Below are 25,640 nucleotides of genomic sequence, written 5' to 3'. Positions count from 1 at the left end.
TGGACGAAAGACGGCGGCCCGGTCGGCGGGTGGCGCCGACCGGGCCTGGCCGTGACAGCCGATGGCGGTTCTCAAGCCTCCGCAGGAGGCGTCAGTACCGGTAGTGCTCCGGCTTGTACGGTCCCTCGACGTCCACGCCGATGTACTCCGCCTGCTCCTTCGTGAGCTGGGTGAGCTTCACCCCCAGCGAGGACAGGTGCAGGCGGGCCACCTTCTCGTCCAGGTGCTTCGGCAGCACGTACACGCCGACCGGGTACTCCTCGGTCTTCGTGAACAGCTCGATCTGCGCGATCACCTGGTTGGTGAAGGAGTTCGACATCACGAACGACGGGTGGCCGGTCGCGCAGCCCAGGTTCATCAGGCGGCCCTCCGCCAGCACCAGGATCGAGTGGCCGTCGGGGAAGACCCACTCGTCCACCTGCGGCTTGATCTGGTTCCTGACGATCCCCGGGGTCCGCGCCAGCCCGGCCATGTCGATCTCGTTGTCGAAGTGGCCGATGTTGGAGACGATCGCCTGGTGCTTCATCTGCGCCATGTGGTCGGCGCGGATGATGTCGAAGTTGCCGGTCGTGGTCACGAAGATGTCGGCGATGCCGACGACCTCCTCCAGCGTCGTGACCTGGAAGCCGTCCATGGCCGCCTGGAGTGCGCAGATCGGGTCGATCTCGGTGACGATGACGCGGGCGCCCTGGCCCTTGAGGGCCTCGGCGCAGCCCTTGCCGACGTCGCCGTATCCGCAGACCACGGCCACCTTGCCGCCGATGAGCACGTCGGTGGCGCGGTTGAGGCCGTCGATCACGGAGTGGCGGCAGCCGTACTTGTTGTCGAACTTGGACTTGGTGACCGAGTCGTTGACGTTGATGGCCGGGAACAGCAGCTGGCCGTTCTTGAACATCTCGTAGAGGCGGTGGACGCCGGTCGTGGTCTCCTCGGTGACGCCCTTGATGCGCTCGGCGGTCTTCGTCCACCGCTTCTCGTCGCCGACGGTGCGCTTGAGCAGGTCGATGATGACGTGCCACTCTTCGGGGTCGTCCGCGGTGGCCGACGGCACGGCACCGGCCTTCTCGTACTCGGCACCCCGGTGGACCAGCAGCGTGGCGTCGCCGCCGTCGTCGAGGATCATGTTGGGGCCGTCGCCGCCGGGCCAGGCCAGGGCCTGGTCGGTGCACCACCAGTACTCCTCCAGGGTCTCGCCCTTCCAGGCGAAGACCGGTACGCCCTTGGGGTCCTCGACGGTGCCGTCGGGGCCGACGACGACCGCCGCGGCGGCGTGGTCCTGGGTGGAGAAGATGTTGCAGCTGACCCAGCGGACCTCGGCGCCGAGCGCGACGAGCGTCTCGATGAGGACCGCGGTCTGGATGGTCATGTGCAGCGAGCCCATGATCTTGGCGCCGCGCAGGGGCTGGGAGGCCGCGTACTCCTTGCGGACCGCCATGAGCCCGGGCATCTCGTGCTCGGCGAGCCGGATCTCCTTGCGGCCGAACTCGGCGAGCGAAAGGTCGGCGACCTTGAAGTCCATCAGGGGTTCCCCTCGTGTCACGACGTTGTCGCCGTCGAGTTTAGGCACCCGCTGACCAAGGTCGCACCTTCAGGAGGCGGAACTTCACGTAAGAATGTAAGAATGCGGATTACTGAGGCTGCCAGGCGGCTGGGAATGTCCCCCAGGATGCTCCGGTACCGGGAGGCGCTCGGCCTGCTCCCGCCCGTGCGCGAGCAGGGTGCGCACCGGCGTTTCGGCGAGGAGGAACTGGCGGCGGTCGCCCAGGGGGTGGAACTGGAGAAGCGCTTCGACGTCTCCCCCGCCGAACTGGCCTTCGCGCTGCGGGTGCTGAGCGAGCCTGCGGCGGCGCAGGCCGTGCGTGAGCTGGGCATCCGCATCGGACGCCTCCAGGCGCCGCGCCGGGCACTGGACTTCGAGAAGGAGAAGGCGCTGAGGTTGCTCCGAACTTCGGATCGGAGCACTGCATCAAATCCCGATGTGAGCGATCGCTAACAAAGCGGATAAATGACGCTAACGGGGGCTAAATGCGAATATTTCTGGCCGTATACGCGCGGCCACCTCACCGCGACGCGGCCCAGCAGGCGGTCCTCAGGGCCGAGAAACACCTCACCAGCGCCTTCCCCGTCCAGGCCCAGCGCGTCAACAGCTCCTCATGGCAGGCCCCGCACGGCGGCGTCCACCTGCTGGCCTGGACGAACGAACCGGACTGGACCCTCAGCACCACACCGGCCGGCGCCACCGCCGTCGCGGGACACCACCCGGGCGAGCCCGCCCACCTCGACGGGGCCGTGGCCGCCCGGCCGGGATGCTTCGCGCTCTTCCAGGCGGACGCCGACGGCATCGGCGCCGCCACCTCGATCGCCGCCGCCGACCCCGTCTACTACGCGCGGACCGGCGACCTCGTCGTGGTCGGCAACCGCGCCCTGCTCGTCCGCCTCGCGGCCTACGGCGAGGTCGAGTACGACGTCCTCGCCCTGCAGTCCGTCGCCCGCCAGGGCTACTTCCTGTCGGAGGAGACCCCTTTCGCCGGGGTCAGGGCACTGCCTCCGGCCTCCCGCCTGGTCGCCCGCGACCGGCTCACCGTCACCACCGAACCGCTGCCCAAAGGCACCGGCCGAGGCGGCGGCGAGGTCGCCGACCACCTGGTCAGGGCCGTCGAACCGCTGCTCCACAGTTCGGACGAGGTCCGCGTGACGCTCACCGGCGGCAGGGACAGCCGCCTGATCGCCGCCCTGCTGACCGGCGCCGGGATCCCGTACCGGGCCTTCACCTCGGGCTTCGACGACGATCCCGACGTGATCGTCGCCCGCCGGGTGGCCGCCGCGCTCGGCGTCGAGCACCAGGTCACCCCGCCGCCGCTCACGCCGGACAACGAGTTGTCGGTCGTGCATCCCGCCGACCGCGTGCACACCGTGCTGCGGGTCTGCGAGGGCATGCTGTCGGCCTACGAGAACATCACCGGGGACGCGCCGTACAGCACCGTGCCGAGGCTGGGCGGGCACAACGGCGAGATCCTGCGCGGCGGCTTCCTGTCCGGCATGCGGGAGACCACCCCGCAAGCCGTACGCCATCGGACGCAGACGCTGTTCCTCGCCCAGCGCGCGCTGTTCACCGCCGAGGCCAACGCGCACGCCGAACAGCTCGCCTGGACCTCCGACGGCCTCGACGTGCCCGACCACCTCTATGTACGCTTCCGCGTCGGCCGCTGGCACGCGGCCGCGCGGACGGCCATGCTGCGGCGCGGCACCCCGGTGCAGCCGTTCCTCGACAACCGCGTGGTCGCCGCCGCGCTCGCCCTCGACCCCGCCTTCCGCAGGTCGGAGCGGCTGGTCCACCGGCTCGTCAAGAGCTTCGCGCCCGCCGCCGCCAAGGTGCCGCTGGAGGGCGGGACCTGGCGGTTCCGGGCGGAGAGCGCGTGGGCGCGCCTGCGGCGCAGGGCGCGCGGCGCGGAGGCGGCCGAGGCGCCCGCCAAGCCGTGGAACTGGCGCGCGGAACCCGGCATCGAGATCGCCAAGGAGCTGGAGGAGACGATCGTCTCCTCCGCCGCGCTCGGCCGGATCGTCGACCTGGACCGGGTGCCCGCGCTGTTCGACGGCGGCCGCCTGGTCAAGCCGGGGGTCGCCTGGCAGCTGTACACAGTGGCCAGCCTGCTCGGCACCGACCTCACCTTGCCGCCACCTGATGCTCGCCAACGGGTCCTCGTTCAAACCAAGCGGCGTTCCGCGACGTCACAAGGGGTATGAAAGAGCTGCTGATGGCCACAGTCCTGGCTGTCACCCCGATCCAGGCGAACACCGTGAAGGTGTACTTCTCCACCGACTACGGCCTCCCGGGCAAAGTCGCCGCCGTCACGAGAACGGCACCGCACGCAGGCGTCGCCCGCTTCGCCGTCGAGCAACTGATCAAGGGGCCCACCGAGGCGGAACGCCGCAGAGGACTCCACTCCGAGCTGGGCAAGCAGATCCGCGGCCGATCGGACTGCGGCGCCGACTTCCAGCTCAAGGTCGTCAACGGTACGGCGACGCTGCGCTTCTGCCGCACCGTATGGGGGAACGGCGTGGGCGGCGACGCCCGCATGCTGAACACCATCGAACAGACGCTCCGCCAGTTCCGCACCGTGAAGAAGGTCGTGGTGCTGGGCAAGGACCGGCGCTGCCTGTTCGACCACACCACCCGGGGCACCTCCTGCATCACCGGCCACGAGTGACCCGATGTCGCTCTTACGAGTGACGCGTCGTGACCCGTGCGGGTTGCACAATCTCTGCCATGCAACCCGCACAAACTCTGACTGTGGAACCCGCCACCGTGCGGAAGTGGCTGTCCACCCCTGCCCTCGACTACGTGATCGCGGGCGTGCTGGCGTTGATGGTCGTCTTCGGCACCGACTACCCGTCCGTCCTGGCGCTCGGCCTGCTGGCCACGATCCCCCAGGCCATCAGACGGCAGCGACCGGTGATCATGCTCGGCATGACGCTGCTCGGCGGGCTCGGCCTGGGCGCTCTCCTGTTCATGCGCCAGCTCCCGTTGTATTCCATCAGCGGCAGCGTGGTGCTCGCGGTGCTCGTCTCGGCCGTTCTGTCCCTGTACACCCTGCTCGGGCTCCTGTCCCGGACGCTCGCCTGGGCGCTGACCACTGTGATCGCGATCACGTTCGTCCTGGCCGGGGTGCTCCTCATGAGCGACGACCCGGCGAACGCACTGTTCCTGGCCGCTCTCGCCGTCGGCGCCGCGCTGGTGACCGATCTGGGGCGCAGTCGCAGCAAGGTCCGCGAGGTCGAGCAGGAGGGCGTCGACCAACTGATCGAGGCCCAGCGTGAGCAGGCCGTGCTGGCCGAGCGGGCCCGGATCGCGCGGGAGATGCACGACGTGGTGGCCCACTCGATCTCCATGGTCGCCGTCCAGGCAGAGGCGGCGCCGTACACGCTGCAGGGGTTGAGCGAGGAGACGAAGGCGGAGTTCGCCGAGATCGCGCACTCCGCGCGGACCACGCTGGCCGAGATGCGCCGTCTGCTGGGCGTGCTGCGCGCCGACATCCCGACCGGGCCGGAGACCGCGCCACAACCGGGGCTGGCGCGGCTCGACTCGCTCATCGGGCAGCACGACGGCGAGGTCGACCTGGACGTCGTCGGCGAGCCCGCCGACCTGCCCCAGGCGGTGGACGTCTCCGCCTACCGCATACTCCAGGAGTGCCTGGCCAACGCCGCGCGGCACGCGCCCGGCTCCCGGGTCTCGATCGAGCTGGCCCACCGTCCGAACCTGCTGGTCATCCGGGTGGCCAACGACGGCCCTGCGGCCGAGATCGGCAGTGGCGGCCACGGCCTGATCGGCATGCGCGAGCGCGCCGTGGGCCTCGGCGGCTGGTTCGCCGCCGAACCGGTCGCGGGCGGCGGCTTCCTGGTGCGGGCCGGGCTCCCCCTGGACTGATCCTCAGGCCGACCGGTACAGGTCCGGTTCCAGGTAGATGACCCTCGCGATCGGTACGGCGTCGCGGATCGCCTGCTCGGCGGTGTTGATCGCGTCGGCCACCTGAGCGGCGGTGTCGTCGTGCTCGACCGCGATCTTCGCGGCGACCAGAAGTTCCTCCGGCCCGAGGTGCAACGTGCGCATGTGGATGACGCGGCTGACGCCGGGCGCGCCTTCCAGCGCGGCGCGGATGCGCGCCTCGTCCTCGGGCACGGCGCTCTCGCCGAGCAGCAGCGATTTGGTCTCGATGGCGAGGACGATCGCGATGACGCCGAGCAGGGTGCCGATCATCAGGGTGCCGACGGCGTCCCAGACGGGGTCGCCGGTGATCGCGGCCATGCTGACGCCGAACAGCGCGAAGAGCAGGCCGAGCAGCGCGCCGAGGTCCTCCAGCACGATGACGGGCAGCTCGGGCGCCTTGGAGCGGCGGATGAAGGCCACCCAGCCCTGGCCGCCGCGCACCGCGTTGGACTCCTTGATCGCGGTGCGGAAGGAGAACGACTCGGCGACGATCGCGAAGATCAGGACGCCGATCGCCCAGCCGAGGTTGCCGAGCGGCTCGTGCGAGCCCAGCTTGTGGATGCCCTCGTAGATGGAGAAGGCCGAGCCGATCGTGAACAGCACGACCGCGACCACGAAGGCGTAGAAGTAGCGCTCACGGCCGTAGCCGAAGGGATGCTCCCTGGTGCGTTCGCGCCGGGCCCGCTTGCCGCCGATCAGCAGCAGCGCCTGGTTGCCCGAGTCGGCCACCGAGTGGATGGACTCGGCCAGCATCGAGGAGGACGAGGTGAACAGGAAGGCGACGAACTTGGCCACCGCGATGGCCAGGTTGGCGGCCAGGGCCGCCACGATCGCCTTGGTTCCGCCACTGGCACTCACGTGAGTCTCCGCTCTGTGCTGGCTCAGCTACCCAGGACGGATATTAGTGGGACAGGCGTGACTTCAGCTCGGTGATCGCACGGACCGGAGTCGGATCGATGCCGTAGCCGAGCGCGAGATAGGCGCTGGCGAAGTCGCCGAGGGCCACGAGCGAGGCCACTCGTTCGAGCGGGTGCACGCCTTCGGGCGCGAGCTCGGTCACGGGCACGTCGCGCTCGCCCGCCATCCGGACCGACGCCTCGCGGCGGCGGGTCACCTGCGGATGCTCGTCGACGTCGCGCATGACCACCAGCCGCAGGGTACGGCCGGCGGTGTCGGCGAAGATGTCGCGCTCGGCCAGCGGGCCGTCGAGGGCGACGAGCTGGTTGTGGTTGACCTCGGGCAGCTCGCCGTACAGGGCGGGGTACTTGGCGTTCTCCGCGAGCTGGTCGGCGAGCCGGCGCGCGGCGACCGCCGTCAGCTCGGAGGACCCCCAGACCATCGGTACGGTCTCCGCCAGCTCCATCGCGAGGCTCTTACCGGGGTTGATGAACGACTCGCTGGCCGGACGGCATCGGTGGGCCAGGTCTTCGAGCACTCTGGCCACGTTCTCGACCAGTTCGGTGTCGGTCCGGGTCAGCCCGAGCGCGTCGGCGGCGGCGATCAGCGGCATGGCCAGCAGCCACAGGTTGGCCCGGGGTTGCCCGCTCGCGGCCACCGGCACGAACAGCGCGCCGGCTTGCCGGGCGACCGCCTCCAGCGGCGAGCCGGGGGCGCACACGACGAGGAGCTCGGAGCCGCGACGGACGGCCTCGGTGGCCGCCGCCAGCGTCTCTTCGGTGTTGCCCGAGCTGGAGACCGCGATGACCAGGTCGTTCGCGCCGACCCAGCCGGGCAGCCGGTAGGAGCGGACGGTCACGATCGGCAGCGGGGCGCCGTTGCCGACGACGGCGGCCATGAGGTCGCCGGCGAGCGCGGAGGCGCCGACCCCGGTGACCACGACGGCGCGCGGGCGGCCGCGCAACCGCTCGATGCCCGCCTCGACGGCGGCGCGGTGGCCGGTGCGGACCTGGGCGGCGGAGCCGGCGACCGCGCGCAGCATGCCGCCGGGGTCGCCGGAGGTCAGCTGGTCGCGGTCGTCGAGCCGCTCGGGCACGAAGCCCTGGGTCGAGCCCTGCATCCTGGCGGCCTCTCAGCTTGTCGTGGTGTCGGTCAGGGGGTGCGCGCCTCGTCGACCAGCAGGACCGGGATGTCGTCGCGGACCGGGTAGACGCGGCCGCAGCCGGTGCAGGCGAGTTCGTCGGTGTCGTGCTCGGCCCGCAGCGGCGACTTGCACGCGGGGCAGGCCAGGATGTCGAGCAGCCAGTCGTCGATCTTCACTTGTCGCTCCTTACGACGGCGAGGACCTCGTCCCTGATCGCCGTCATCTTGCTCTCGTCAGCCGCCTCGGCGTTGAGCCGGAGGAGGGGTTCGGTGTTGGACGCACGCAGATTGAACCACCAGCCGGATCCGGTCACGGTGAGCCCGTCGAGCTCGTCGAACCCGCCCCGGCCGGCGAAGGCCGCGCGGACCGAGGCCAGCGCCCCGGCCTGGTCGGCCACGGTGCTGTTGATCTCGCCGGAGGCGTGGTAGCGGGAGAATCCGGCCACCACCCGCGACAGCGGACCGTCCTGCTCGCCGAGCGCGGCGAGGACGTGCAGCGCCGCCAGCATGCCGGAGTCGGCGAACCAGAAGTCGCGGAAGTAGTAGTGGGCGGAGTGCTCGCCGCCGAAGACGGCGCCGGTGCGGGCCATCTCCGCCTTGATGAACGAGTGGCCGACCCGGGTGCGCACGGGCACGCCGCCGTGCTCGCGGACGATCTCCGGCACCCCGTGTGAGGTGATCAGGTTGTGGATGACCGTCGCGCCGGGGTGTTTGGCCAGCTCACGGGCGGCCACCAGGGCGGTGATCGCCGACGGCGAGACCGACCGGCCGCGCTCGTCGATCACCCAGCAGCGGTCGGCGTCGCCGTCGAAGGCCAGGCCGAGGTCGGCGCCGGTGTCGAGGACGGCCTGCTGCAGGTCGCGCAGGTTGGCCGGTTCGAGCGGGTTGGCCTCGTGGTTGGGGAAGGTGCCGTCGAGCTCGAAGTAGAGCGGTGTGAGGTGCAGCGGCAGCCCGTCGAAGACGGCGGGGACGGTGTGGCCGCCCATCGCGTTGCCCGCGTCGACGACGACCCGCAGCGGCCGGATAGCGCTGAGGTCGACCAGGGCGCGCAGGTGGTCGGCGTAGCCGCGCAGCAGGTCCTTCTCGGTGACGGTGCCGCGCACCGGCCCCTCGGGCACGCCGCTCGCGAGGAACCCGGCCGCGAGGTCGCGGACGTCGGTCAGCCCGGTGTCGCCGCCCACGGGCACGGCGCCCGCGCGGCACATCTTCAGGCCGTTGTCGCGGGCGGGGTTGTGGCTGGCGGTGAACATGACGCCGGGCAGGTCGAGGCTGCCGCTGGCGTAGTAGAGCAGGTCGGTGGAGCCGAGTCCGGCGTCGAGGACGTCGGCGCCGCGCGCGGTGGCCCCCCTGACGAAGGCGGCCGTGAGCGAGCGCCCGGAAAGGCGCATGTCCCTGGCCACGACCAGCGCCTTGGCGCCGGTCACCTCGACGAAGGCCGCCCCCACGGCCTCGGCGATCGGCTCGTCCAGTTCGTCGGGCACCACGCCGCGTACGTCGTAGGCCTTGAAGATCTTGGCGAGGTCGCCCACTCCTTGCTCCGCCCCTAGGAAAGTCGTTTCGGGACGAGCCTACCGGTCCCCGCGTTGCTGCTGGGCTGAGCGAAGAACCCGCAGGTGCCCGCGTCTGCCGACCTCGACCCCTTGGCCGACGGGTTCGGTGCCGCCTGTGGGCGAGGGTCTGGCCGCCTCGCGGACGGCGTTGGCGAGGGCTTCGAGGTCGTCCGAGCTGGGGGACGTGCCGTCGGTGGGCAGGCGTACCACCTCCCAGCCTCGGGGGGCGGTGAGCCGTTCGGCGTGCTCGGCGCACAGGTCATAGCAGTGCGGCTCGGCGTACGTCGCCAGCGGGCCGAGTACAGCGGTCGAGTCGGCGTATACGTACGTGAGCGTGAAAACGGCAGGCTGGCTGCAAGCGGTGCGGGAACAGCGGCGGACGGGGCTCACGGAGGGACCGTATCCCCAAAGAGACCGAGGCGCCACTATCTGAGCGCTCTTAACGAGCGTGTCGCCACAATTCGGACACCTGTCGCATCCTTTCCACCCACCTGTCCTAATGCGACCATGCTCTCTCCCTGTTTTCTGCGGGGTGTTGCGGTCGGTACGACTCAGGGATTTGTTGTTCTCCGTTACGCGACAGCGCTCGGCAGGGCTCGCGAACCCGAGGGCCTGTCTACCCAGGGCGGGGCCCCCTCAAGCCCGCCTCGGCAATCCGGGAGCGCCAGGGCGGGGCTCCCTCAAGCCCGCCGTGGCGATCCGGGGCGCCGATCGTAGACTGGGACGGTGAATCCTCGGCGGCGCGACCGGCATGGTCGCGGACTTCGGGGGCCGCTGGCGCCCTCCTATGTCCCCATCGCGAAATCCCGTGGCGAACGTTTCGACGATCTGGTGCTCGACGCGATCGAGCGGCTCAAGCCGCGCTGGGGCAAGCAACTCGCCGCGGTCGACGTCGCGGTCGAGGAGGTGCCGCCGCTCAGCGAACTGGGCGACGGGCCGGGCCGGGCCGGCGGCGAGTCCATCCCGTTCGGCCGGGTGATGGCGTCGGTCGGCACGCGGCCGGCCGCGCTGGTCATCTACCGCCGCCCGCTGGAGGCGCGCGCCCGTGACCGCGACACCCTGGGCGCGCTCGTCCACGACGCGGTCGTGGAGCAGGTCGCCACCCTGCTCGGCCGCTCACCCGACGAAGTGGACCCGGGCTACGACGACCGCCGGTAAATCACTGTATTTCCGAACATTTCCGACATAGAGCACAAAAGGCTCCTGCACGTACCCGTCAGGGTGCGTGCAGGAGCCTCCGACCAGTCTGCTAAACGGCCTGACGCTTGATGCGTCTGCGTTCGCGTTCGGACAACCCACCCCAGATCCCGAACCGTTCGTCGTGTTCCAGCGCATATTCAAGACACTCGGCCCGGACCTCACACGATCGGCACACCTTCTTCGCCTCACGTGTAGAGCCGCCCTTCTCTGGGAAGAACGCCTCAGGGTCCGTTTGAGCGCACAGTGCGCGCTCCTGCCAGCCGAGTTCTTCAGCGTCAAGCTGATCTTGTGCGATGACCAGATCGGTCACTGCACACCTCCCTGCCGCCCGCCCGCAATGGAGCCCCCCATGAACGCCTTCCTTAGTACCCACCCATAGGAAGGCGTAACAACATGGTGGTAATTACACGCGTGTGCCGCACGTGACGTCAAGCGGCATGCCGCTATCCGGGGAAAGACCAGTGCTCGCCCCGGTGCTCTCGGCACGCGATGTTGCTCCTGGCCGCACCATGATCCATGGGCTTGGCCTGGCGGTGTTAAGCAGTGTCAGCGGTCGGAACCGTACCAGGGCGGGATTGACCCCTGCCCGTGGCCCACCTTCTCTCTAGCCGGTCTTTGCGGCTCGATTACCTGCGAGGCTCGTTGGGGGTGTAGATGGCAGTCGGGTCGATCGGGTCGTCTCCCTGTCTCGGCGGGTCGCCCAGCGCGTCGCCGTGGAGCCCCGACTGGTCGAGTCGCACGGTGGACTCGGCCTGCTGCTCCTGCCATCCGCCCGGCTGCTGCGGCTGGTAAGCCTGCGGGCCGGGCTGCGGCTGAGCGTACTGCGACTGCTGATAGGGCGGCGGCTGCATGGGCTGCTGAGGCTGGTGCGCCTGTGCCTGGTGGGGCGGCGGCTGGTGGGGCGCCTGCTGCGGATGACCGAAGGGGTCGTCGTAGGCGGGCGGCCGCAGGTCGGGGGTGGTTCCCGCACTCGAGTGCTGGTACGTCTCGGCCTGCTGGTAGGCGTCGAGAAGCTGCTGGGAGCGCGGGTCCACGGGCGGGTCCGGCTCCTGGTACTGCGGGGCGTACTCCTGGCCCGACATGCCGGTGAACGGCTGGCCCTGCTGCTCGAACGCGGGCGGGCGCTCGTAATAGGGCTGGGCCTGCGGGTACGGCACGTCGGGGGTGGTCTCCGTCGGAGCGTACGACGGGGGCGGCTGGTAACCGCCGCCGGACTGGCCGTCGGTGTAGGCGTTCGGCGTGGAGTAGGCGTCCGGGGTGAAGCCCCCCGGGGCGTACGGGCTGGGCGGCTCGGGCTGCGGCGCGTACGCCGCCGGGTTGTAGGCGGGCCCGGCCGGCGAGGTGGGGGGCTCGGCGGGCGGCGCGTACGGGTTGTGGTCCGCGGGCGGCGCGTACGGGTTGTGCTCCTGCTGCTGCGAAGGCGAGAACGCGGGCTCCGTGAAACCGGTGTCCGGGGTGGGGTAGGACGGGTAGCTGCTCGGATTGGTGTCCGCAGGCACGTACGGCGCGGGCTGGTAGCCGGATTCGGGGAGCGTCTCCGACGGCTGGTAGGCGACCTGCGCGGGGGCCTCGTAGGGCGGCTGGTGAGCAGGCTGCTCATACGACGGCTGCTCATACGGCGGCTGTGCGGGCTGTTCGTAGGAGGGCTGCGCAGGCTGTTCGTAGGCGGGTTCCGGCGCGGCGGGCACGTAGGAGGGCGGCTCCAGCGACTCGTACGTGGGCTGGTCGGCTGGGGCGGCGGGCAGCGCGGCTCGTGCCCCGTCGGTGGGAGCGGCGGCGGGTGCGGGCGGCGCAGGGGCGGGAGCCGGGGCCGCCGCAGGCTGGGCCGTCTCCTGGACCTGCGTCTGCTGGGCCTGGAAGGCGGCGTCCTGCTGCTGGAACTGCGGCTCCTGGTACGGCGGCTGCTGGAACTGGGCGCCTGCGGGCGCCTCCGCGAACCCGAAGCCGGGGGCCCCGGGCGCCTCCGCGCCGAACTGCTGGCCGGGCGGCTGCTGCCCGAATGTCTGACCGGCGGGCCCCTGCTGGCCGAAAGACTGGCCGAAGGACTGGCCGTGGGACTGGCCGAAGGACTGGCCGAAGGACTGGCCCGGGGAGCCCTGCCTGGCCTGGAAGCCGGGCGGCGTCGTGTAGCTGGTGCGGGTCGCGGGCCGTACCTGGGGGATGAGGAACAGCAGCGCGACCGCGTTCAGCCCGAGCATCGGCACGCCGGTGAGCAGGAACTCGGCGGTGGAGCGGAACTCGGCGCCGGAGAACAGCCCGACGAACAGCGCCAGCGCGGCGAACAGCGTCATGGCCGCCAGCGTGATCGCCGAGGCCATCGCGATCGGCCCGGCCTTCCTGGACGGCGGGCCGCCCAGCCGCGTGACGAGGACCACGGCTCCGACGAGCAGCGCGGCCAGGATGGGGTTGGCGAGGTCGGAGAAGTAGACGGCGCCGCGCTCGGTGAGGCCGAGGCCGCCGTACCGGCTGTCGGAGCCGATCAGGAACCGGCCGATGCCCACAAGAGCGGCCATGGCGGCGGCGGCCACCATGACCCACGCAGCCGGCTCTCTCAGCCGGACAACATCAAGATTCCTCACGACTACCCCCAACAGACCCTTTGGTCCGCAGTGGAGTTTGCCACATGACCGACTAAGGTGGCGGGACTCCCAGGAACCTCATACACCTCATGTCCCGAAAAAGGATGATTTTTCCGGTTATGGGGAGGGGGGAGATCCGCGCCCTCCCGCAGATGGAAGACTGTCCGCCATGCACATCGTGTCCCTCGCCGGTGGCATCGGCGGCGCCCGATTCCTGCGCGGACTGCGCGCCACCGCCCCCGACGCCCAGATCACCGTCATCGGCAACACCGGTGACGACATCACCCTGTTCGGCCTGCGAGTCTGCCCCGACCTCGACACCGTGATGTACACGCTCGGCGGCGGCATCGACGAAGCGCAGGGCTGGGGCCGCGACAAGGAGACCCACGCGGTCAAGGAGGAACTGGCCGCCTACGGCATGGAGCCGCAGTGGTTCGGCCTCGGCGACCGCGACTTCGCCACCCACATCGTGCGCTCGCAGATGCTCGCGGCCGGATACCCGCTCTCGCAGATCACCGAGGCGCTGTGCGCCCGCTGGCAGCCGGGCGTGCGGTTGCTACCGATGAGCGACGACCGCTGCGAGACCCACGTGGTCGTCGAGGACGAGCGGGGCCGTCGCGCCATCCACTTCCAGGAATGGTGGGTACGGCTGCGGGCCTCGGTCCCCGCCGAGTCGATCGCGCTGATCGGCGCCGACAGCGCCCAGCCGGCCCCCGGCGTACTGGAGGCCATCGCCGAGGCCGACGCGGTGATCCTGCCTCCGTCGAACCCGGTGGTGAGCATCGGCACGATCCTCCAGGTGCCGGGCATCCGTGAGGCGCTGCTGCCCAAGACCGTGGTGGGCGTCTCCCCCATCATCGGCGGCGCCCCCGTGCGGGGCATGGCCGACGCGTGCCTGACCGCCATCGGCGTCGAGACCAGCGCCCAGGCGGTGCTCGGCCTGTACGGCGCCGACCTGGTCGACGGCTGGCTGGTCGCGCCGGAGGACGAGGGCGTGGCGCTCGACGGGGTCGCGGTGCGAGCCCGCCCGCTGCTCATGCACGACGCCGACGCGACGGCCGCGATCGCCCGCGCCGCCCTCGACCTGGCCCTGGAACTCTCCAGATGATCACTGTGCTGCCCGTCGAGGGTCTGCCGGAGGTACGGCCGGGCGACGATCTGGCCGCCCTTCTCAAGGACGCCGACCTGCGCGACGGCGACATCGTGGTGATCACCTCGAAGATCGTCAGCAAGGCGGAGGGCCGGCTGCGCCAGGCCCCCGACCGCACGGCGGCGATCGAGGAGGAGACCGAGCGGATCGTCGCGCGGCGGGGAGACACGGTCATCGCCCAGACCCGTCACGGGTTCGTCATGGCGGCGGCGGGTGTCGACAACTCCAACGTGGCGCCGGGGACCGTACTTCTGCTGCCGGAGGACAGCGACGCCACGGCCCGCAGGATCCGGCGGGACCTGGGCCCGCGCATGGGTGTGATCGTCTCCGACACCTTCGGGCGCCCCTGGCGCAACGGGCTCACCGACGTGGCGATCGGCGTCGCGGGCGTGCGCCCGCTGGACGACTTCAGGGGTGGCGAGGACGACTACGGCAACCCGCTCAACGCCACCGTCACCGCGCTGGTCGACGAGATCGCCGCAGCCGCCGAACTGGTCAAGGGCAAGCTCGCCGGGGTGCCCGTGGCGATCGTGCGCGGCCTCGGGCACCTGGTGCTCGACGAGGACGGCCCGGGGGTGCGCCCGCTGCTGCGTCCGGCCGACGAGGACCTGTTCCGGTACGGCTCGCGCGACGTGGTCTTCGCCCGCCGCACGGTCGAGGAGTTCACCGGCGAGCCGGTCGATCCGGCGCTGGTCCGGCAGGCGGTCAGCGCGGCGCTGGCGGCCCCGGGGCCGAGGCGGACCCGGTTCGTGCTGGTGGAGTCGCCCGAGCTGCGCGAGAAGATCGCCGCCGGGGCGCCGTACGCGGTGGTGCCGTGCCTGGTCGGCACGGGTGAGCTGGCCGCCCCGATGGCAGGAGCGGCGGTCGGCAACCTGCTGATCCAGCTCGCCGTCGAAGGGCTGGGCGCGGCCTGGGTTCCGCTGTCCGAAACCTCGGTACTGGACCTGCCTCCGGACTGGCGTCCGCTCGGCTGCGTCGTGCTCGGCCACCCCGCGCATCGGCCCGATGACCAGGGGCCCCAGGATCCCGAACCCTATCTCGTGGTGCGCTGACCTGACTCGCGCCGGATCACGGGCGTAAAGCGGCCATTTACCGTTAGGAAACTTTCCTTTATATTTGATGTATCCCCCCAATGAGGTAAAGGAGCGCTTCATGAGAAGAGTGCTCGTCTTACTCAGCGCGTTGATCGTGGCCATCGGCACCACGATCTTCGTGGCCTCCCCTGCCATGGCGCACGGCTACATCAACAGCCCGCCGTCGCGCCAGGCCAACTGCGCCCAGGGCAAGGTGTCGAACTGCGGCCCCATCATCTGGGAGCCGCAGAGCGTCGAAGGACCCAAGGGCCAGAGCAACTGCCACGGCGGCGACTCCCGCTGGGCGCCTCTCAGCGACGAGAGCAAAGCCTGGCCGGTGGCCTCCGTCGGCAACTCGGTCACCTTCAACTGGACCATCACGGCCCGGCACGCCACCCTCAACTGGGAGTACTACGTCGGCGGCACGCGGGTCGCCGTCTTCTCCGGCAACAACCAGCAGCCACCGTCGTCCCTGTCCCACACGGTGAACCTGTCCGGCTTCAGCGGACGGCAGAAGGTCCTGTCCGTCTGGAACATCGCCGACACCCCGATGGCCTTCTACTCCTGCGTCGACGTCCAGATCGGCGGCGGCGGGAACAACCCCAACCCCAACCCGACGCCCACCCCGACGCCGACCGACCCGGGCCCCGGCGGCACCTGGGCGGCCAACACCGCCTACGCCGTCGGCAGCACCGTCACCTACGGCGGCGCGAGCTACCGCTGCACGCAGCCCCACACCTCCCTGCCCGGATGGGAGCCGCCGAACGCGCCCTCGCTGTGGCAGCGCGCGTGACCGGCTGAACGAAGCTGTGGCCGCCCCCCGTCCGGGACTCGGGGTGGCGGCCACACCCCCCGAGCAGCGCCTCCTGGACCCACATCACGGGCTGGGTCCAGGAGGCGCTTTCAACCTCCGCAGGTCGGATGGCACAGCCGGCGGGCCAGGGCGCCGAGGAAGACGTCGATGATCTCGCCCGGCTCCTTCGCCACGTGCAGCGAACCGTTGGTGGCGGCCGCGATCCTGGACAGTCCCTCGCGATCCACCCCGTCGCCGAAGGCGAGGATCACGATCTGCACCGGCCTGCCGGGATCCCACTCCTCGTGCAGCAGGCCGAGCAGCCGCTCGTGCGTCAGCCCCCCGCCGTCGTCCCGCCCGGCCGTGAAGACCAGCAGCGTGTTGTTCATCTCCTCCCGGAAGCCCGCGCTCACCCTGCGGAAACCCGAGAGGATCGCGTCGTGGAGGGTGCTGCCGCGCCCCGGGTGCGCCCGGACCGTCCCGGTGAGCCCGTCGAGCACCGCGCGCCTGACCAGGCTGCCCGACTCCGGCTCGGCGATCGGCCCCAGCCCGACCCGCGTACGGAAGCCCGCCGCACCGCCGATCCCCTCGGCGAACTCCCCCATGCCCATGTGCGTCGTGTCGGGGAACAGCCGCAGCCCGATCCTGGCCGCCTCCAGCGCGGTGCCGAGCCGCCCCGCCATGTGCCTGGAGGTGTCGGCCAGCACCAGGATGTTCGTCGGCGGCGCCAGCCTGCTCCACGCCTGGAGCGCCGCGTCGATCTCCTCCGGCGAGATCGTCGGACGGATCCTCGGGGCATCCGCCTGTGCTTCTTCTCCCGGACGGAACCCGGCCTCGCGCACCAGCCGCTGCGCCTCCGCGCCGCGCAGCCAGTCCGCGAAGGCCCGCGACGCCTCCGCCACCGCCGGGTCCGTGGCCGTCACCACGTACGGATAGTCGAGGCTGACCGTGCCCTCGCGCGGATGCAGCGCCACGACCGGGTCGGCCGACGGCCGCCTGTTGTGCTCGCGCACCGACTGCTCCGGCACGATCACCACCGGCCGCCGCCAGAACGTCCGGTCGTCCACGGCGGCCAGCATGCTCCGGTAGTCGGGCGCCGAACCCGCCTGTGCCCAGCGCACGAACGCCGTGAGCGCCTTGTCCCCCTCCGCGCCGCCGCCCACCACGTCCCTGGCCGCCGCCACGGTCGCGATGCCCGCCCCCGCCAGCGACGGGTCGGGGACGCGCACCACGTCCGGTTCGCCGTCGGTCGGCCGCAACCGCCCGCGCACCGTCGCGGGGAAGACCATCCGCCAGTTCATCTCGGTGGCTCCCACGGCGAACCGCTCGGCCAGCGACCGCCGCGTCGCGAACACCAGCGGCGAGGTCGCCACCACGCTCTGCCCGGCGGGCAGCGCGCCCGCGCCCTGCTTGCGGGCCAGCCTGATCCAGGCGGAGGAGTCGGCGATCCAGCCGTCCGGCCGCTGCCGCAGCACGCCCGCGCGCTCCCCGATGAGCGTACGGAGCACGGTCGCGGGCGGCTGCTCCCCCACCTGGACGAGCACGCACCGGCCGGCTGCCGCCGTACGGGTCCGGTTGAACCGTTCGGCGGCCCGCATCGCCACGGGCGCCACGTCGACCGCCGCCGCCACGCTGACCAGAACAGGCTCTCGTGCGGCGCACAGCGCACCGGCGCCGCCCAGCACGGCGAACAGGCCGCCGCCGAGCAGGGCGAGCACGCCGAGGACGGCCAGCGCGCCTCGGCCGAGAGCCTGCCTGCGCCGCTGCTCGGTGCTGAGTGCCGCGCGGTGTCGCCCCAGGCGCACGGGTCCGCCTCTCTGCTTCGGGTGGCCGGCTCCCTCCTAGGCTCGCCGATTCTCCCCGCGCCGCACAGGGGTGCCGCGAGGCTGGGTAGAACTTGTTATAACTAGACGATCCTGAGCACGCTGCGGCAGACGCCGTCACTCTTGGCGGAGGCCGCCAATCGCTCCTCGCCCGGGCGGCCGTACTCCGTCGTACGCTGCCGCAGCGGGCGGCCGGTCGGCGCGACCATCTCCCCGATCTCGGTGATGGTCTTGTACGAGCCGTTCTCCGACCCGGCCATCCGGCTGATCGTCTCCTCCATCAGCGTGCCGCCGAGGTCGTTGACCCCGCCCTCCAGCACCTTGCGGCACAACTCGTCCTGCAGCTTGACCCACGAACACTGGATGTTGGAGATCGCGCCGTGCAGCAGGATCCTGGCCAGGGCGTGCACCGCGCGGTTCTCGTCCGCCGTGGGCCCCGGCCGGGCCAGCCCGGCCAGGTAGATCGGGGAGCTGTGGTGCACGAACGGCAGCAGCACGAACTCGGAGAACCCGCCGGTCTCCTCCTGGATGCTCCTGATCAGCTTGATGTGCTTGACCCAGTGCGCGTGGTTGTCGACGTGGCCGTACATCATCGTGGAGGTCGTCGGGATGCCGACGCGGTGGGCCGTCGTGATGACCTCGATCCACTCGCGCGCCGGGAGCTTGCCCTTGGTCAGCACCCAGCGCACGTCGTCGTCCAGGATCTCCGCCGCCGTGCCCGGCAGCGAATCGACCCCGGCCTCCTTGGCGGCGTGCAGCCAGTCCTCGATGGACAGGTTCGTGCGGCTGGCGCCGTTCACGACCTCCATCGGGGAGAAGGCGTGCACGTGCATGCCCGGCGTGCGCGCCTTGACCGCCCGCGCGATGTCGAAGTACGCGGTGCCCGGCAGGTCGGGGTGGATGCCGCCCTGCATGCACACCTCGGTCGCCCCGGCCGCCCAGCCCTCCTCGGCGCGGTCGGCGACCTGGTCGAGGCTGAGCGTGTAGGCGTCGGCGTCCGTACGGCGCTGCGCGAACGCGCAGAATCGGCACCCCGTGTAGCAGACGTTGGTGAAGTTGATGTTCCTGTTGACCACGAACGTGACGTCGTCGCCGACCGCCTGCCTGCGCAGGTCGTCGGCGATGCGGGCCAGTTCGTCCAGCGCCTGCCCGCTCGCACCGAGCAGCGTGACCGCCTCGGCGTCCGTCAGCCCCGCCGGGTCCGCCTCGGCCCGGCGCAGCGCCTGCCGCAGGTCGCCGGGGACGGACGGCACCGAAGCGGGCAGCCGCTCGCGCAGCGCGTCCCAGTCGCCGTAGACATCGGCGAAGTCCGCGCGGCGGTCGCCGGTTCTGCCGACGGTGTCGACCTCGGTGTGCAGGTTCGTCCGGCCGGAGGAGGTGAACCCGCCGTCGGGCTCCTGCCAGGGCCGCCCGGCGAGTACGGCACCGGCCCGCGCCAGCCCCGTCTGCGGGTCCGCCAGCGCCCCGATGTGGGCGGTCACCCTCGGGTCCAGCCACGGCTCGCCCGCGAGGACGTACTCGGGGTAGAGCGTGAGCCGCTCGTGCAGTTCGAACCCTGCGGCCCGGGTGCGGGCGGTGAGCTCGTCCAGGTGCGGCCACGGCTTCTCCGGGCTGACGTGGTCGGGCGTCACCGGGGAGACGCCGCCCCAGTCGTCGATCCCGGCCCTGATCATCAGCTCGTACTCGCCGCCGATGAGGTTCGGCGGCGCCTGGATGTGGGCCTTCGGCCCGAGCACCAGCCTGCTGACCGCGATCACCGCGGCCAGTTCCTGGAGGTCGGCGTCCGGCATGCCGCGCATCGCCGTGTCCGGCTTGGCGCGGAAGTTCTGGATGATGACCTCCTGGATGCCGCCGTACTCGCGGGCGACCTTCCGGATCGCGAAGATCGACTCGGCCCGGTCGCGGATGGTCTCGCCGATGCCGATGAGCAGGCCGGTCGTGAACGGCACGTTCGAGCGGCCCGCGTCCTCCAGCACCCGCAGCCGCACGGCCGGATCCTTGTCCGGCGAGCCGTAGTGGGCGGCGCCCTTCTCCGTGAACAGGCGCTCCGAGGTGGTCTCCAGCATCATGCCCATCGACCCGGCCACCGGCTTGAGCCGCTGGAAGTCCCGCCAGGTCATCGCCCCCGGGTTCAGGTGCGGCAGCATCCCGGTCTCCTCCAGGACGCGGATCGCCATCGCCCTGACGTACGAGACGGTGTCGTCGTAGCCGTGCGCGTCCAGCCAGTCGCGAGCCTGCGTCCAGCGGTCCTCCGGCCGGTCGCCCAGGGTGAACAGCGCCTCCTTGCAGCCCTGGGCGGCGCCCTGCCTGGCGATCTCCAGGACCTCGTCCGGGCTCATGAACGCGGCGGGCAGTTTGTGCGGGGCCGTGGCGAACGTGCAGTACCCGCAGCGGTCGCGGCACAGCCGGGTCAACGGGATGAACACGTTCTTGCTGTAGGTGATAGCCCGGCCGCGCCCCGAGTCGGCGAGGCCGGCGTCGCGCACTCTGGTGGCGTGGTCGAGCAGGGTGTCCAGGTGGGTGTCGCGGGCGTGCAGCAGCACGGTCGCCTCGTCGACGTCGAGGAGCTTTCCGTCTCGGGCACGGGCAAGGGCGCGGCGGAGCGCGTTGTCGCTGACCACAGTCATAGCCGCACATTACGGCGCCCGGACCGGCGATTCTCACCCAGGTCCGTCAGAAGGCCCGGTAGTCCCGCGCGGCCAGGCGCGGGCCCCTGGCGGGCGGCCGCAGCCCGGTGAGCGTGATCAGCAGGGCCGCGCGGTGGCGATGTCCCCGGTACGGCTCCAGCAGCCGCAGCATCCCGGCGTCGTCCGTCGCCTGCCCCGTCAGCGCGTAGCCCACGAGTTTGGCCAGGTGGAAGTCGCCCACGCTGAGCGCGTCCGGGTCGCCGAAGGCCCGCTGGCGTACCTCCGCCGAGGTCCAGACCCCGATGCCGGGCAGCGCCCGCAGCAGGCGGTCGGCCTCGGCGCTGGTCGGCGCCGCCTCCAGCTTGGCGGCGTGCCAGGCGGCGGTGGCGATGGTCCGCGCCCGCACGGCCTCGGCGCCCGCCCGGTGCCAGTCCCAGGCGGGGATGCGCCGCCACACCTCGGGTTCGGGGACGACGCGCATGCCCTCAGGCGCCGGGCCCGGCGCGGGCTCACCGTACTGGCGCAGCAGCAGGCGCCAGGCCCGGAACGCCTCCTGCCCCACGACCTTCTGTTCGAGTACGGCGGGCACCAGGGATTCCATCACCCGGCCGGTGCGGCCGATGCACAATCCTGGGAACTCCCGGGCGGCCGCCTCGACGAGCGGGTGGTGAACCGTGAAGCCCGACCGGTCGTCCGCCGCGCCGAGCAGGGCGGGCAGGGTGTCGAGCAGCCACTGTGCGCCCGGCCCCCACGACCGCGCGAGCACGGTCGTGTCATGGACGCGGACGCACAGGGTTCCAGGACCGTCAGGAGTGCGCGAGGTGCGCCAGACGGCGCCGTCGTGGCTCCGCCGCCACGTCGGGTCGCCGGCGCCGTGACGATACGGCCGCAGGACCAGCCCCACGTCGAGCGGGCCCTCCGGCACCCACGCACGTTCCTTCACCTGTCCAGTGTGGCCTAATAGGGGCCGGGACCGGTGAGCCGCCTGTCCTGGGTCAGGGCGGGCCTGTCGCGGATCGGCTCGGCCGGGCAGCGGGCGCCCTTCGCCGGGACGACCTGGTCGATCAGGTACCTGTCGATGGCACCGGTGCCGCAGGTTCCCGTGCCGTAGACGCCGTGGCCCCAGCCCTCGTAGGTCAGCAGCCTGCCCGAGGCGCCGAGCTGCCTGGCGGTGCTCGTCGCCCACGGGTAGACCGTGGCCGGGTCGTGCAGCGAGTTGGTCACCAGCACCGGAATCTCGGTCTTCGTCCGCAGCGGGCGCTGCGGGTTCGGGACCGGGTCCGAGCGCATGCACATCACCGGGAACATGACGGCCAGGTCGCTGTAGCGCATGTCGGGCGCGATCTTCGCCTGCCTGCGCATGTGGCGGGCGAACTCGCGGTAGTCACGCACCGGCACCGCGAAGTCCTGGCAGAAGATCTCGGTGGGGTCATGCCGGACCTCCGGATTCCGCGCCTGCGCGAACGTCCTGGCCCGCTGCTCTCCGAGCAGTCCGGTCAGAGTGGCGGCCGTGGCGGTTCCGGCGTCGAGTTCGGCCAGCGCCCTGGAGAAGGCCGCCCAGTCGGCCGGGTCGTACTGAGCGCTCCTCATCCCCTGCACCAGGTCGAACACGCTTATCTTCGCTCCGGGTACGCCGGGGACGGGGATTTCGCCGCGATCGGCGCGGGCCATCAGCCCGCCCCAGAAGTCACGGAAGTCCCTGCCGTGCTGCGCGCAGGAGGCCGACCTCTCGCACCAGGCCGCCACCTCCTCGAAGCCGTCCTGGATGCCCCACGTCTCGGTGTCCATGAACCGGCGGGTGTCCACGCTGTGGTCCATAGTGCTGTCGAGCGTCATGGCGCGTACCCGCTGGGGGTAGGACTCCGCGTACATCTGGCCGAGCAGCGTGCCGTACGAGATGCCGTAGTAGGTGATCTTCTGCTCGCCGAGCGCGGCCCGGAAGGCGTCGAGGTCGTGGGCGGCACTGCGCGAGTCCACCCGGTCGAACAGCGGGCCGGTACGCGCCCGGCAGTCGGCGCGCAGCCGGTCGCTGTAGGCGCGGGCCTGGTCGAAGTCGGCCTGACCGGTGAGCAGCGGGCTGGGCTGCTGGGCCAGGAGGTCGGTCGAGCAGAGGATCGGGTTGCTGCGGTTGGTGCCTCGGTGATCGAAGCCGATCAGGTCGAAGCTGCTGGACAGGTCGGGTGACAGGTACCCTCTGCCGTGGATGACCATGTCGATGCCGGAACCGCCCGGCCCGCCGGCGCCGAGGAACAGCGCCCCTCGCCGCTTGGCGGGGTCTGCCGCCTTACGCCGGGCGACGGCCAGTTCGATCGTCGGGCCGGAGGGCTTCGACCAGTCGATCGGTACGGCCAGCTTGCCGCACTCGGCACTCGCGTCCTCGGGACACGGCGACCAGGCGATCTGCTCGGGGGTCGCGGCCTGTGACGGCAGGGACAGCAGCGGTAGGGACACGGCTAAGCCCATGAAGAGCGTGACGAGTCTTCGCATACATCGATCATTTACTGGGAGATGTCAAATTAAATCAGGCCATAGAGGGAATTCGGCATCCACCCCAGGGATGAAGCGAATCGGCCTGGCGCCGTATGCCCGCCCCCCGCGAGCACACGGCACCAGACCAGGCCCGAGAGCCGAAACACGCGGCCGACCAGGGTCGACGTCACTCCAGGCGCCAGGTAGCCAGACTCGGCCGCCCCCTGGCGTCCCGGGCGACCACGTCAGGGGCCGGACTCCGGCTCAGCCGAGCAGGGGTTCGGCGGTGCCTCGGGTGACGGTGTCGGGGATCGGCTCGGCCGGGCAGCGCGCGTCCTTGGGCGGGACCTCCCGGTCGATCAGGTAGCAGCGGGCCGGTGTGCTTCCGGCAGTCCTCGCGCAACCGCTCGTTGAACGCCTGCCAATGGGCGAAGGCGGCCTCGTCGGCGATGAGCGGGTTGCGCATCTCGGCGATCAGGTCAAGGCTGCACATTATCGGGTTGCTGCGGTCGGTGCCCCGGTGATCGAAGCCGATCACCTCGATCGTCCTCCCCCACAGGAGTGAGAACCACCGCACGAGCGGGTGTCAGACGCCCTTCAGGACACGATCGAGGGCCGCCCGGCCCGCAGGTCCCCAGTTCGGCTTCCCGCCGGGAAGGCCCCGGTCTCCGTTCTGCCCCATGAGCATCAGGAAGAGGCTCTTCATCGCGGCCAGCCCTCGGGCACGCCGGATCGCCGCCTCGTCCGCCTGCGCGTACGCGTCGAAGAACCGTCCGGCCGCGCCCGCCGGGAGCAGCACCCAGGCGGCGGCGAGGTCCCACGCCGGATCACCCGCGAACAGGTCGCCGAAGTCGACGATGCCCGAGAGCGTCCCGTCCGAGACGACGACGTTCGCGGGATGGAGGTCGCCGTGCACCCACACCGGTGGGCCCGCCCACTCGGGGGCCGCGACGGCATCGGCCCAGACGGCCCGGACGGCATCGGCATCGCCGACGGCGTCGTGGTCAACGGCCTGCAAGAACTGCTCGAAACCGTCCGTGCACCTCTTGGGGTGAGCGCCGAAGTGCGAACTGGCCGGGGCCTCGGCGGGCGCCTCCACGTGGAGCGCCCGGAGAAAGCCCGCCAGCGTGTCGGCCGCGTGGTCGCCACGGCTGATCGCGCCGTGGTCCAGCGGCTCGCCGGGAACCCACGTCATCACGGTCCAGTGCTTGGGGAAGCGCTCGGACGGCTCGCCGAACCGCACCGGGGTCGGCACCGGGAGCGGCAGGCGCGGGGCCAGCACGGGTAGCCACCGCCGCTCCTTCAGCTGAAGCTCCGGGGTCGGGTCCATGCGCTGCATACGTACGGCCAGCTCGTCCCCGAGGCGCCACATCTGGTTGCCCCAGCCGCCCGCCACCTCGCGGATGGTCAACCCCGCAAGGTCTGGATGCTGCTCCTGCAGCAGCTCTCGGACCAGGTCTGCGGTGATATCGAACTCGGTGTCGGTCATGCGCAGCCACTGTACCGAGGCGAAAGCCGGAGTCGCCGTCGGTTCTCGAACAGATCGAGGAAATCCGGCGACTCCGGGATCTCCGTCGGCCGGGACCACCCCCGGAGCAGGAGGACCGAGCAGCCCGACCGGTCATCGGACGGCCCGGCCTCCGCAGGTCCCGGTCACACCTCGGCCTCAGCCGCGCGCGTACCTGGCGGCCATGGCGTGGAAGACCTCCTTGCGCTCCCATCCGGTCGCGTCGAGCATCTTCACGACACCGAAGGAGCCCATGTCGGCCTCGCCTGGAAGCTCGAATCCGGCGAAGCTGAACCAGAAGGCGCCGTCCATGCCCACCTTGTCGAAGATGTCCATCAACTCCTCGAAGTAGCGGACCTGCTCGCCCTCGTCCCGCACCGCCCCCTCCGGCACCAGCATCGCGGAGCCGCCCTGCTCGGCCGCGCCCCGCCAGGTGCAGGTGCCGAACTCGGTGACCACGACGGGCTTGCCATGCTTGAAGTGGCCGCGCATCTCCTCGACGAAGGAGCCGGCGTTGTACGCGGCGCGGTAGGCGTCCACGCCCACCACGTCGAACGGGGTCCAGTCGACGGACTCCCACGGGCCCGAGGCGTAGCTGATCCGGCCGCCGAACAACGGCCGCGCGGTCTCGACCGCCTCGGCGAGGAACGCGTTGAAGCGGTCCGCCGTCGTGCTCACCGTCTCCAACCAGGACAGGTCGGCCATCATGGCCGACATGCGCTCCGTGTAGGTGTCGCCGGAGATGTAGCCGTGACCGAAGGTGGTGTACTCACAGCCGGTCACGAGCACCACCTCGGCTCCGTCGCGCCGTACCGCCTCCGCGCGCTCGGCGCAGTCGGCGTAAAGGGCCAGCAGGTCTTGGTCGGACAGGTCCACGGGAAAGGGCGCGAACCAGACCTCCAGCCCTGCCTCTGCGGCCGCCTGAGCGGCGACGCTCAGCCGGGCGGGGACGTCACCGGACACACGGACGGCCTGGCAGTGCAGCTCGTCGGCGATGACCCGCATCTCGCGTCGCACGGTCTCGGCGTCGAACACCTTGCGGCTGAAGGCGTCCCCCGGGAGGAACCCCGTGTCATAGTTGATCCCCTTTTTCATGACATTTCCCTTCTGGTGTGAACTCAGCCAGGAGAAGAACGTCTCCCGGCGTTCGGCGGGCGCGGCGGTGATGAGCGGCGGGACCCGTTCGCCCACGTAGAGCGGATCCGCGCCGCCCACGCCTCGCCGCCCCCGAGCGCAGCGGTGGCCGGGGACGGTGCTCGCGGTACTCCGGCGCAGGCCGGGACTTCAACGGTGTTTGCGGTACTCCGGCGTGGGCCGGGACTCCAACGGTGCTCGCGGTACTGC

General features: G+C 71.1%; 23 protein-coding genes. 8 read left to right on the top strand and 15 right to left on the bottom strand.

Going from position 1 to position 25,640, the window contains the following annotated elements; genetic code table 11:
• Positions 1-91: 91 nt before the first annotated feature.
• A complete protein-coding gene (gene ahcY, locus ABD120_RS15110; RefSeq protein ID WP_343950491.1) occupies positions 92-1,519 on the bottom strand; it encodes an adenosylhomocysteinase in 1,428 nt (475 codons plus the stop codon).
• 102 nt (positions 1,520-1,621) lie between these two features.
• On the opposite strand from ahcY, the gene ABD120_RS15105 reads away from it, so the two are divergent.
• From ABD120_RS15105 to ABD120_RS15090, 4 genes are all read left to right on the top strand, one after another.
• On the top strand, positions 1,622-1,993 hold the full coding sequence (locus ABD120_RS15105; protein ID WP_343950490.1) for a MerR family DNA-binding transcriptional regulator: 372 nt from the start codon (positions 1,622-1,624) through the stop codon (positions 1,991-1,993).
• A 32-nt stretch (positions 1,994-2,025) separates the two neighbouring features.
• On the top strand, positions 2,026-3,744 hold the full coding sequence (locus ABD120_RS15100; RefSeq protein WP_343950489.1) for an asparagine synthase-related protein: 1,719 nt from the start codon (positions 2,026-2,028) through the stop codon (positions 3,742-3,744).
• Between the two features lie 11 nt (positions 3,745-3,755).
• A complete protein-coding gene (locus ABD120_RS15095; RefSeq protein ID WP_343950488.1) occupies positions 3,756-4,208 on the top strand; it encodes a GerMN domain-containing protein in 453 nt (150 codons plus the stop codon).
• An 83-nt stretch (positions 4,209-4,291) separates the two neighbouring features.
• Positions 4,292-5,425, top strand: coding sequence for a sensor histidine kinase (locus tag ABD120_RS15090; RefSeq protein ID WP_343950487.1), 1,134 nt, complete (start codon positions 4,292-4,294; stop codon positions 5,423-5,425).
• Positions 5,426-5,428: 3 nt separating this feature from the next.
• On the opposite strand, the gene ABD120_RS15085 is transcribed toward ABD120_RS15090, so the two are convergent.
• From ABD120_RS15085 to ABD120_RS15065, 5 genes are read right to left on the bottom strand one after another with little or no spacing between them, the layout of a single operon-like run.
• Positions 5,429-6,343: a cation diffusion facilitator family transporter gene (locus ABD120_RS15085; RefSeq protein WP_343950486.1), complete on the bottom strand. Its 915-nt coding sequence runs from the start codon at positions 6,341-6,343 to the stop codon at positions 5,429-5,431.
• A 43-nt stretch (positions 6,344-6,386) separates the two neighbouring features.
• A complete protein-coding gene (locus ABD120_RS15080; RefSeq protein WP_343950485.1) occupies positions 6,387-7,502 on the bottom strand; it encodes a bifunctional phosphoglucose/phosphomannose isomerase in 1,116 nt (371 codons plus the stop codon).
• 32 nt (positions 7,503-7,534) lie between these two features.
• Entirely contained in the window at positions 7,535-7,702 is a 168-nt protein-coding gene (locus ABD120_RS15075; protein ID WP_343950484.1) for a Trm112 family protein, read from the bottom strand.
• Positions 7,699-9,054: a phosphomannomutase/phosphoglucomutase gene (locus ABD120_RS15070; protein ID WP_343950483.1), complete on the bottom strand. Its 1,356-nt coding sequence runs from the start codon at positions 9,052-9,054 to the stop codon at positions 7,699-7,701. The genes ABD120_RS15075 and ABD120_RS15070 overlap by 4 nt, the downstream gene beginning before the upstream one ends.
• Before the next feature lie 39 nt (positions 9,055-9,093).
• Positions 9,094-9,465 (bottom strand): DUF3499 domain-containing protein, encoded by a 372-nt coding sequence (locus tag ABD120_RS15065; protein ID WP_343950482.1) that lies wholly within the window; start codon positions 9,463-9,465, stop codon positions 9,094-9,096.
• 336 nt (positions 9,466-9,801) lie between these two features.
• Here ABD120_RS15065 and ABD120_RS15060 point away from each other — a divergent pair, with 336 nt between their 5' ends.
• The gene (locus tag ABD120_RS15060) at positions 9,802-10,233 is read left to right on the top strand and encodes a metallopeptidase family protein (RefSeq protein WP_343950481.1); all 432 of its coding nucleotides are present in this window, start codon (positions 9,802-9,804) and stop codon (positions 10,231-10,233) included.
• Positions 10,234-10,324: 91 nt separating this feature from the next.
• On the opposite strand, the gene ABD120_RS15055 is transcribed toward ABD120_RS15060, so the two are convergent.
• Positions 10,325-10,585, bottom strand: a complete 261-nt coding sequence (locus ABD120_RS15055; RefSeq protein ID WP_049564653.1) for a WhiB family transcriptional regulator — start codon at positions 10,583-10,585, stop codon at positions 10,325-10,327.
• Positions 10,586-10,901: 316 nt separating this feature from the next.
• Complete coding sequence (locus ABD120_RS15050) at positions 10,902-12,788, bottom strand: hypothetical protein (RefSeq protein ID WP_343950480.1); 1,887 nt, start codon at positions 12,786-12,788, stop codon at positions 10,902-10,904.
• 235 nt (positions 12,789-13,023) lie between these two features.
• On the opposite strand from ABD120_RS15050, the gene cofD reads away from it, so the two are divergent.
• From cofD to ABD120_RS15035, 3 genes are all read left to right on the top strand, one after another.
• Positions 13,024-13,962: a 2-phospho-L-lactate transferase gene (cofD, locus tag ABD120_RS15045; protein WP_343950479.1), complete on the top strand. Its 939-nt coding sequence runs from the start codon at positions 13,024-13,026 to the stop codon at positions 13,960-13,962.
• On the top strand, positions 13,959-15,056 hold the full coding sequence (locus tag ABD120_RS15040) for a coenzyme F420-0:L-glutamate ligase (protein WP_343950478.1): 1,098 nt from the start codon (positions 13,959-13,961) through the stop codon (positions 15,054-15,056). Before cofD ends, ABD120_RS15040 begins: the two co-directional genes overlap by 4 nt.
• A 100-nt stretch (positions 15,057-15,156) precedes the next feature.
• Complete coding sequence (locus tag ABD120_RS15035; protein ID WP_343950477.1) at positions 15,157-15,870, top strand: lytic polysaccharide monooxygenase; 714 nt, start codon at positions 15,157-15,159, stop codon at positions 15,868-15,870.
• Positions 15,871-15,980: 110 nt separating this feature from the next.
• Here ABD120_RS15035 and ABD120_RS15030 read toward each other — a convergent pair whose 3' ends face one another.
• The 7 genes from ABD120_RS15030 to ABD120_RS15000 form a co-directional block, all read right to left on the bottom strand.
• Complete coding sequence (locus ABD120_RS15030; RefSeq protein ID WP_343950476.1) at positions 15,981-17,675, bottom strand: substrate-binding and VWA domain-containing protein; 1,695 nt, start codon at positions 17,673-17,675, stop codon at positions 15,981-15,983.
• A 101-nt stretch (positions 17,676-17,776) separates the two neighbouring features.
• Positions 17,777-20,320, bottom strand: a complete 2,544-nt coding sequence (locus tag ABD120_RS15025; RefSeq protein WP_343950475.1) for a bifunctional FO biosynthesis protein CofGH — start codon at positions 20,318-20,320, stop codon at positions 17,777-17,779.
• Positions 20,321-20,366: 46 nt separating this feature from the next.
• Entirely contained in the window at positions 20,367-21,263 is an 897-nt protein-coding gene (locus ABD120_RS15020) for a DNA-3-methyladenine glycosylase family protein (protein WP_343950474.1), read from the bottom strand.
• A gap of 14 nt (positions 21,264-21,277) precedes the next feature.
• Positions 21,278-22,807 carry an alpha/beta fold hydrolase gene (locus tag ABD120_RS15015; RefSeq protein WP_343950473.1) on the bottom strand — a complete coding sequence of 510 codons (1,530 nt, stop codon included), beginning with the start codon at positions 22,805-22,807 and terminating at the stop codon, positions 21,278-21,280.
• 169 nt (positions 22,808-22,976) lie between these two features.
• A complete protein-coding gene (locus tag ABD120_RS15010) occupies positions 22,977-23,327 on the bottom strand; it encodes a hypothetical protein (RefSeq protein ID WP_343950472.1) in 351 nt (116 codons plus the stop codon).
• A 48-nt stretch (positions 23,328-23,375) separates the two neighbouring features.
• The gene (locus ABD120_RS15005) at positions 23,376-24,278 is read right to left on the bottom strand and encodes an aminoglycoside phosphotransferase family protein (protein WP_343950471.1); all 903 of its coding nucleotides are present in this window, start codon (positions 24,276-24,278) and stop codon (positions 23,376-23,378) included.
• A gap of 177 nt (positions 24,279-24,455) precedes the next feature.
• Positions 24,456-25,511, bottom strand: coding sequence for a glycoside hydrolase family 113 protein (locus ABD120_RS15000; RefSeq protein ID WP_343950470.1), 1,056 nt, complete (start codon positions 25,509-25,511; stop codon positions 24,456-24,458).
• Positions 25,512-25,640: the final 129 nt, after the last annotated feature.

The organism is Nonomuraea longicatena, assembly GCF_039525605.1.
Classification (GTDB): Bacteria; Actinomycetota; Actinomycetes; order Streptosporangiales; family Streptosporangiaceae; genus Nonomuraea; species Nonomuraea longicatena.
Note: the sequence above shows the minus strand (reverse complement) of the source record. Positions and strands in the feature narration are given on the sequence as shown.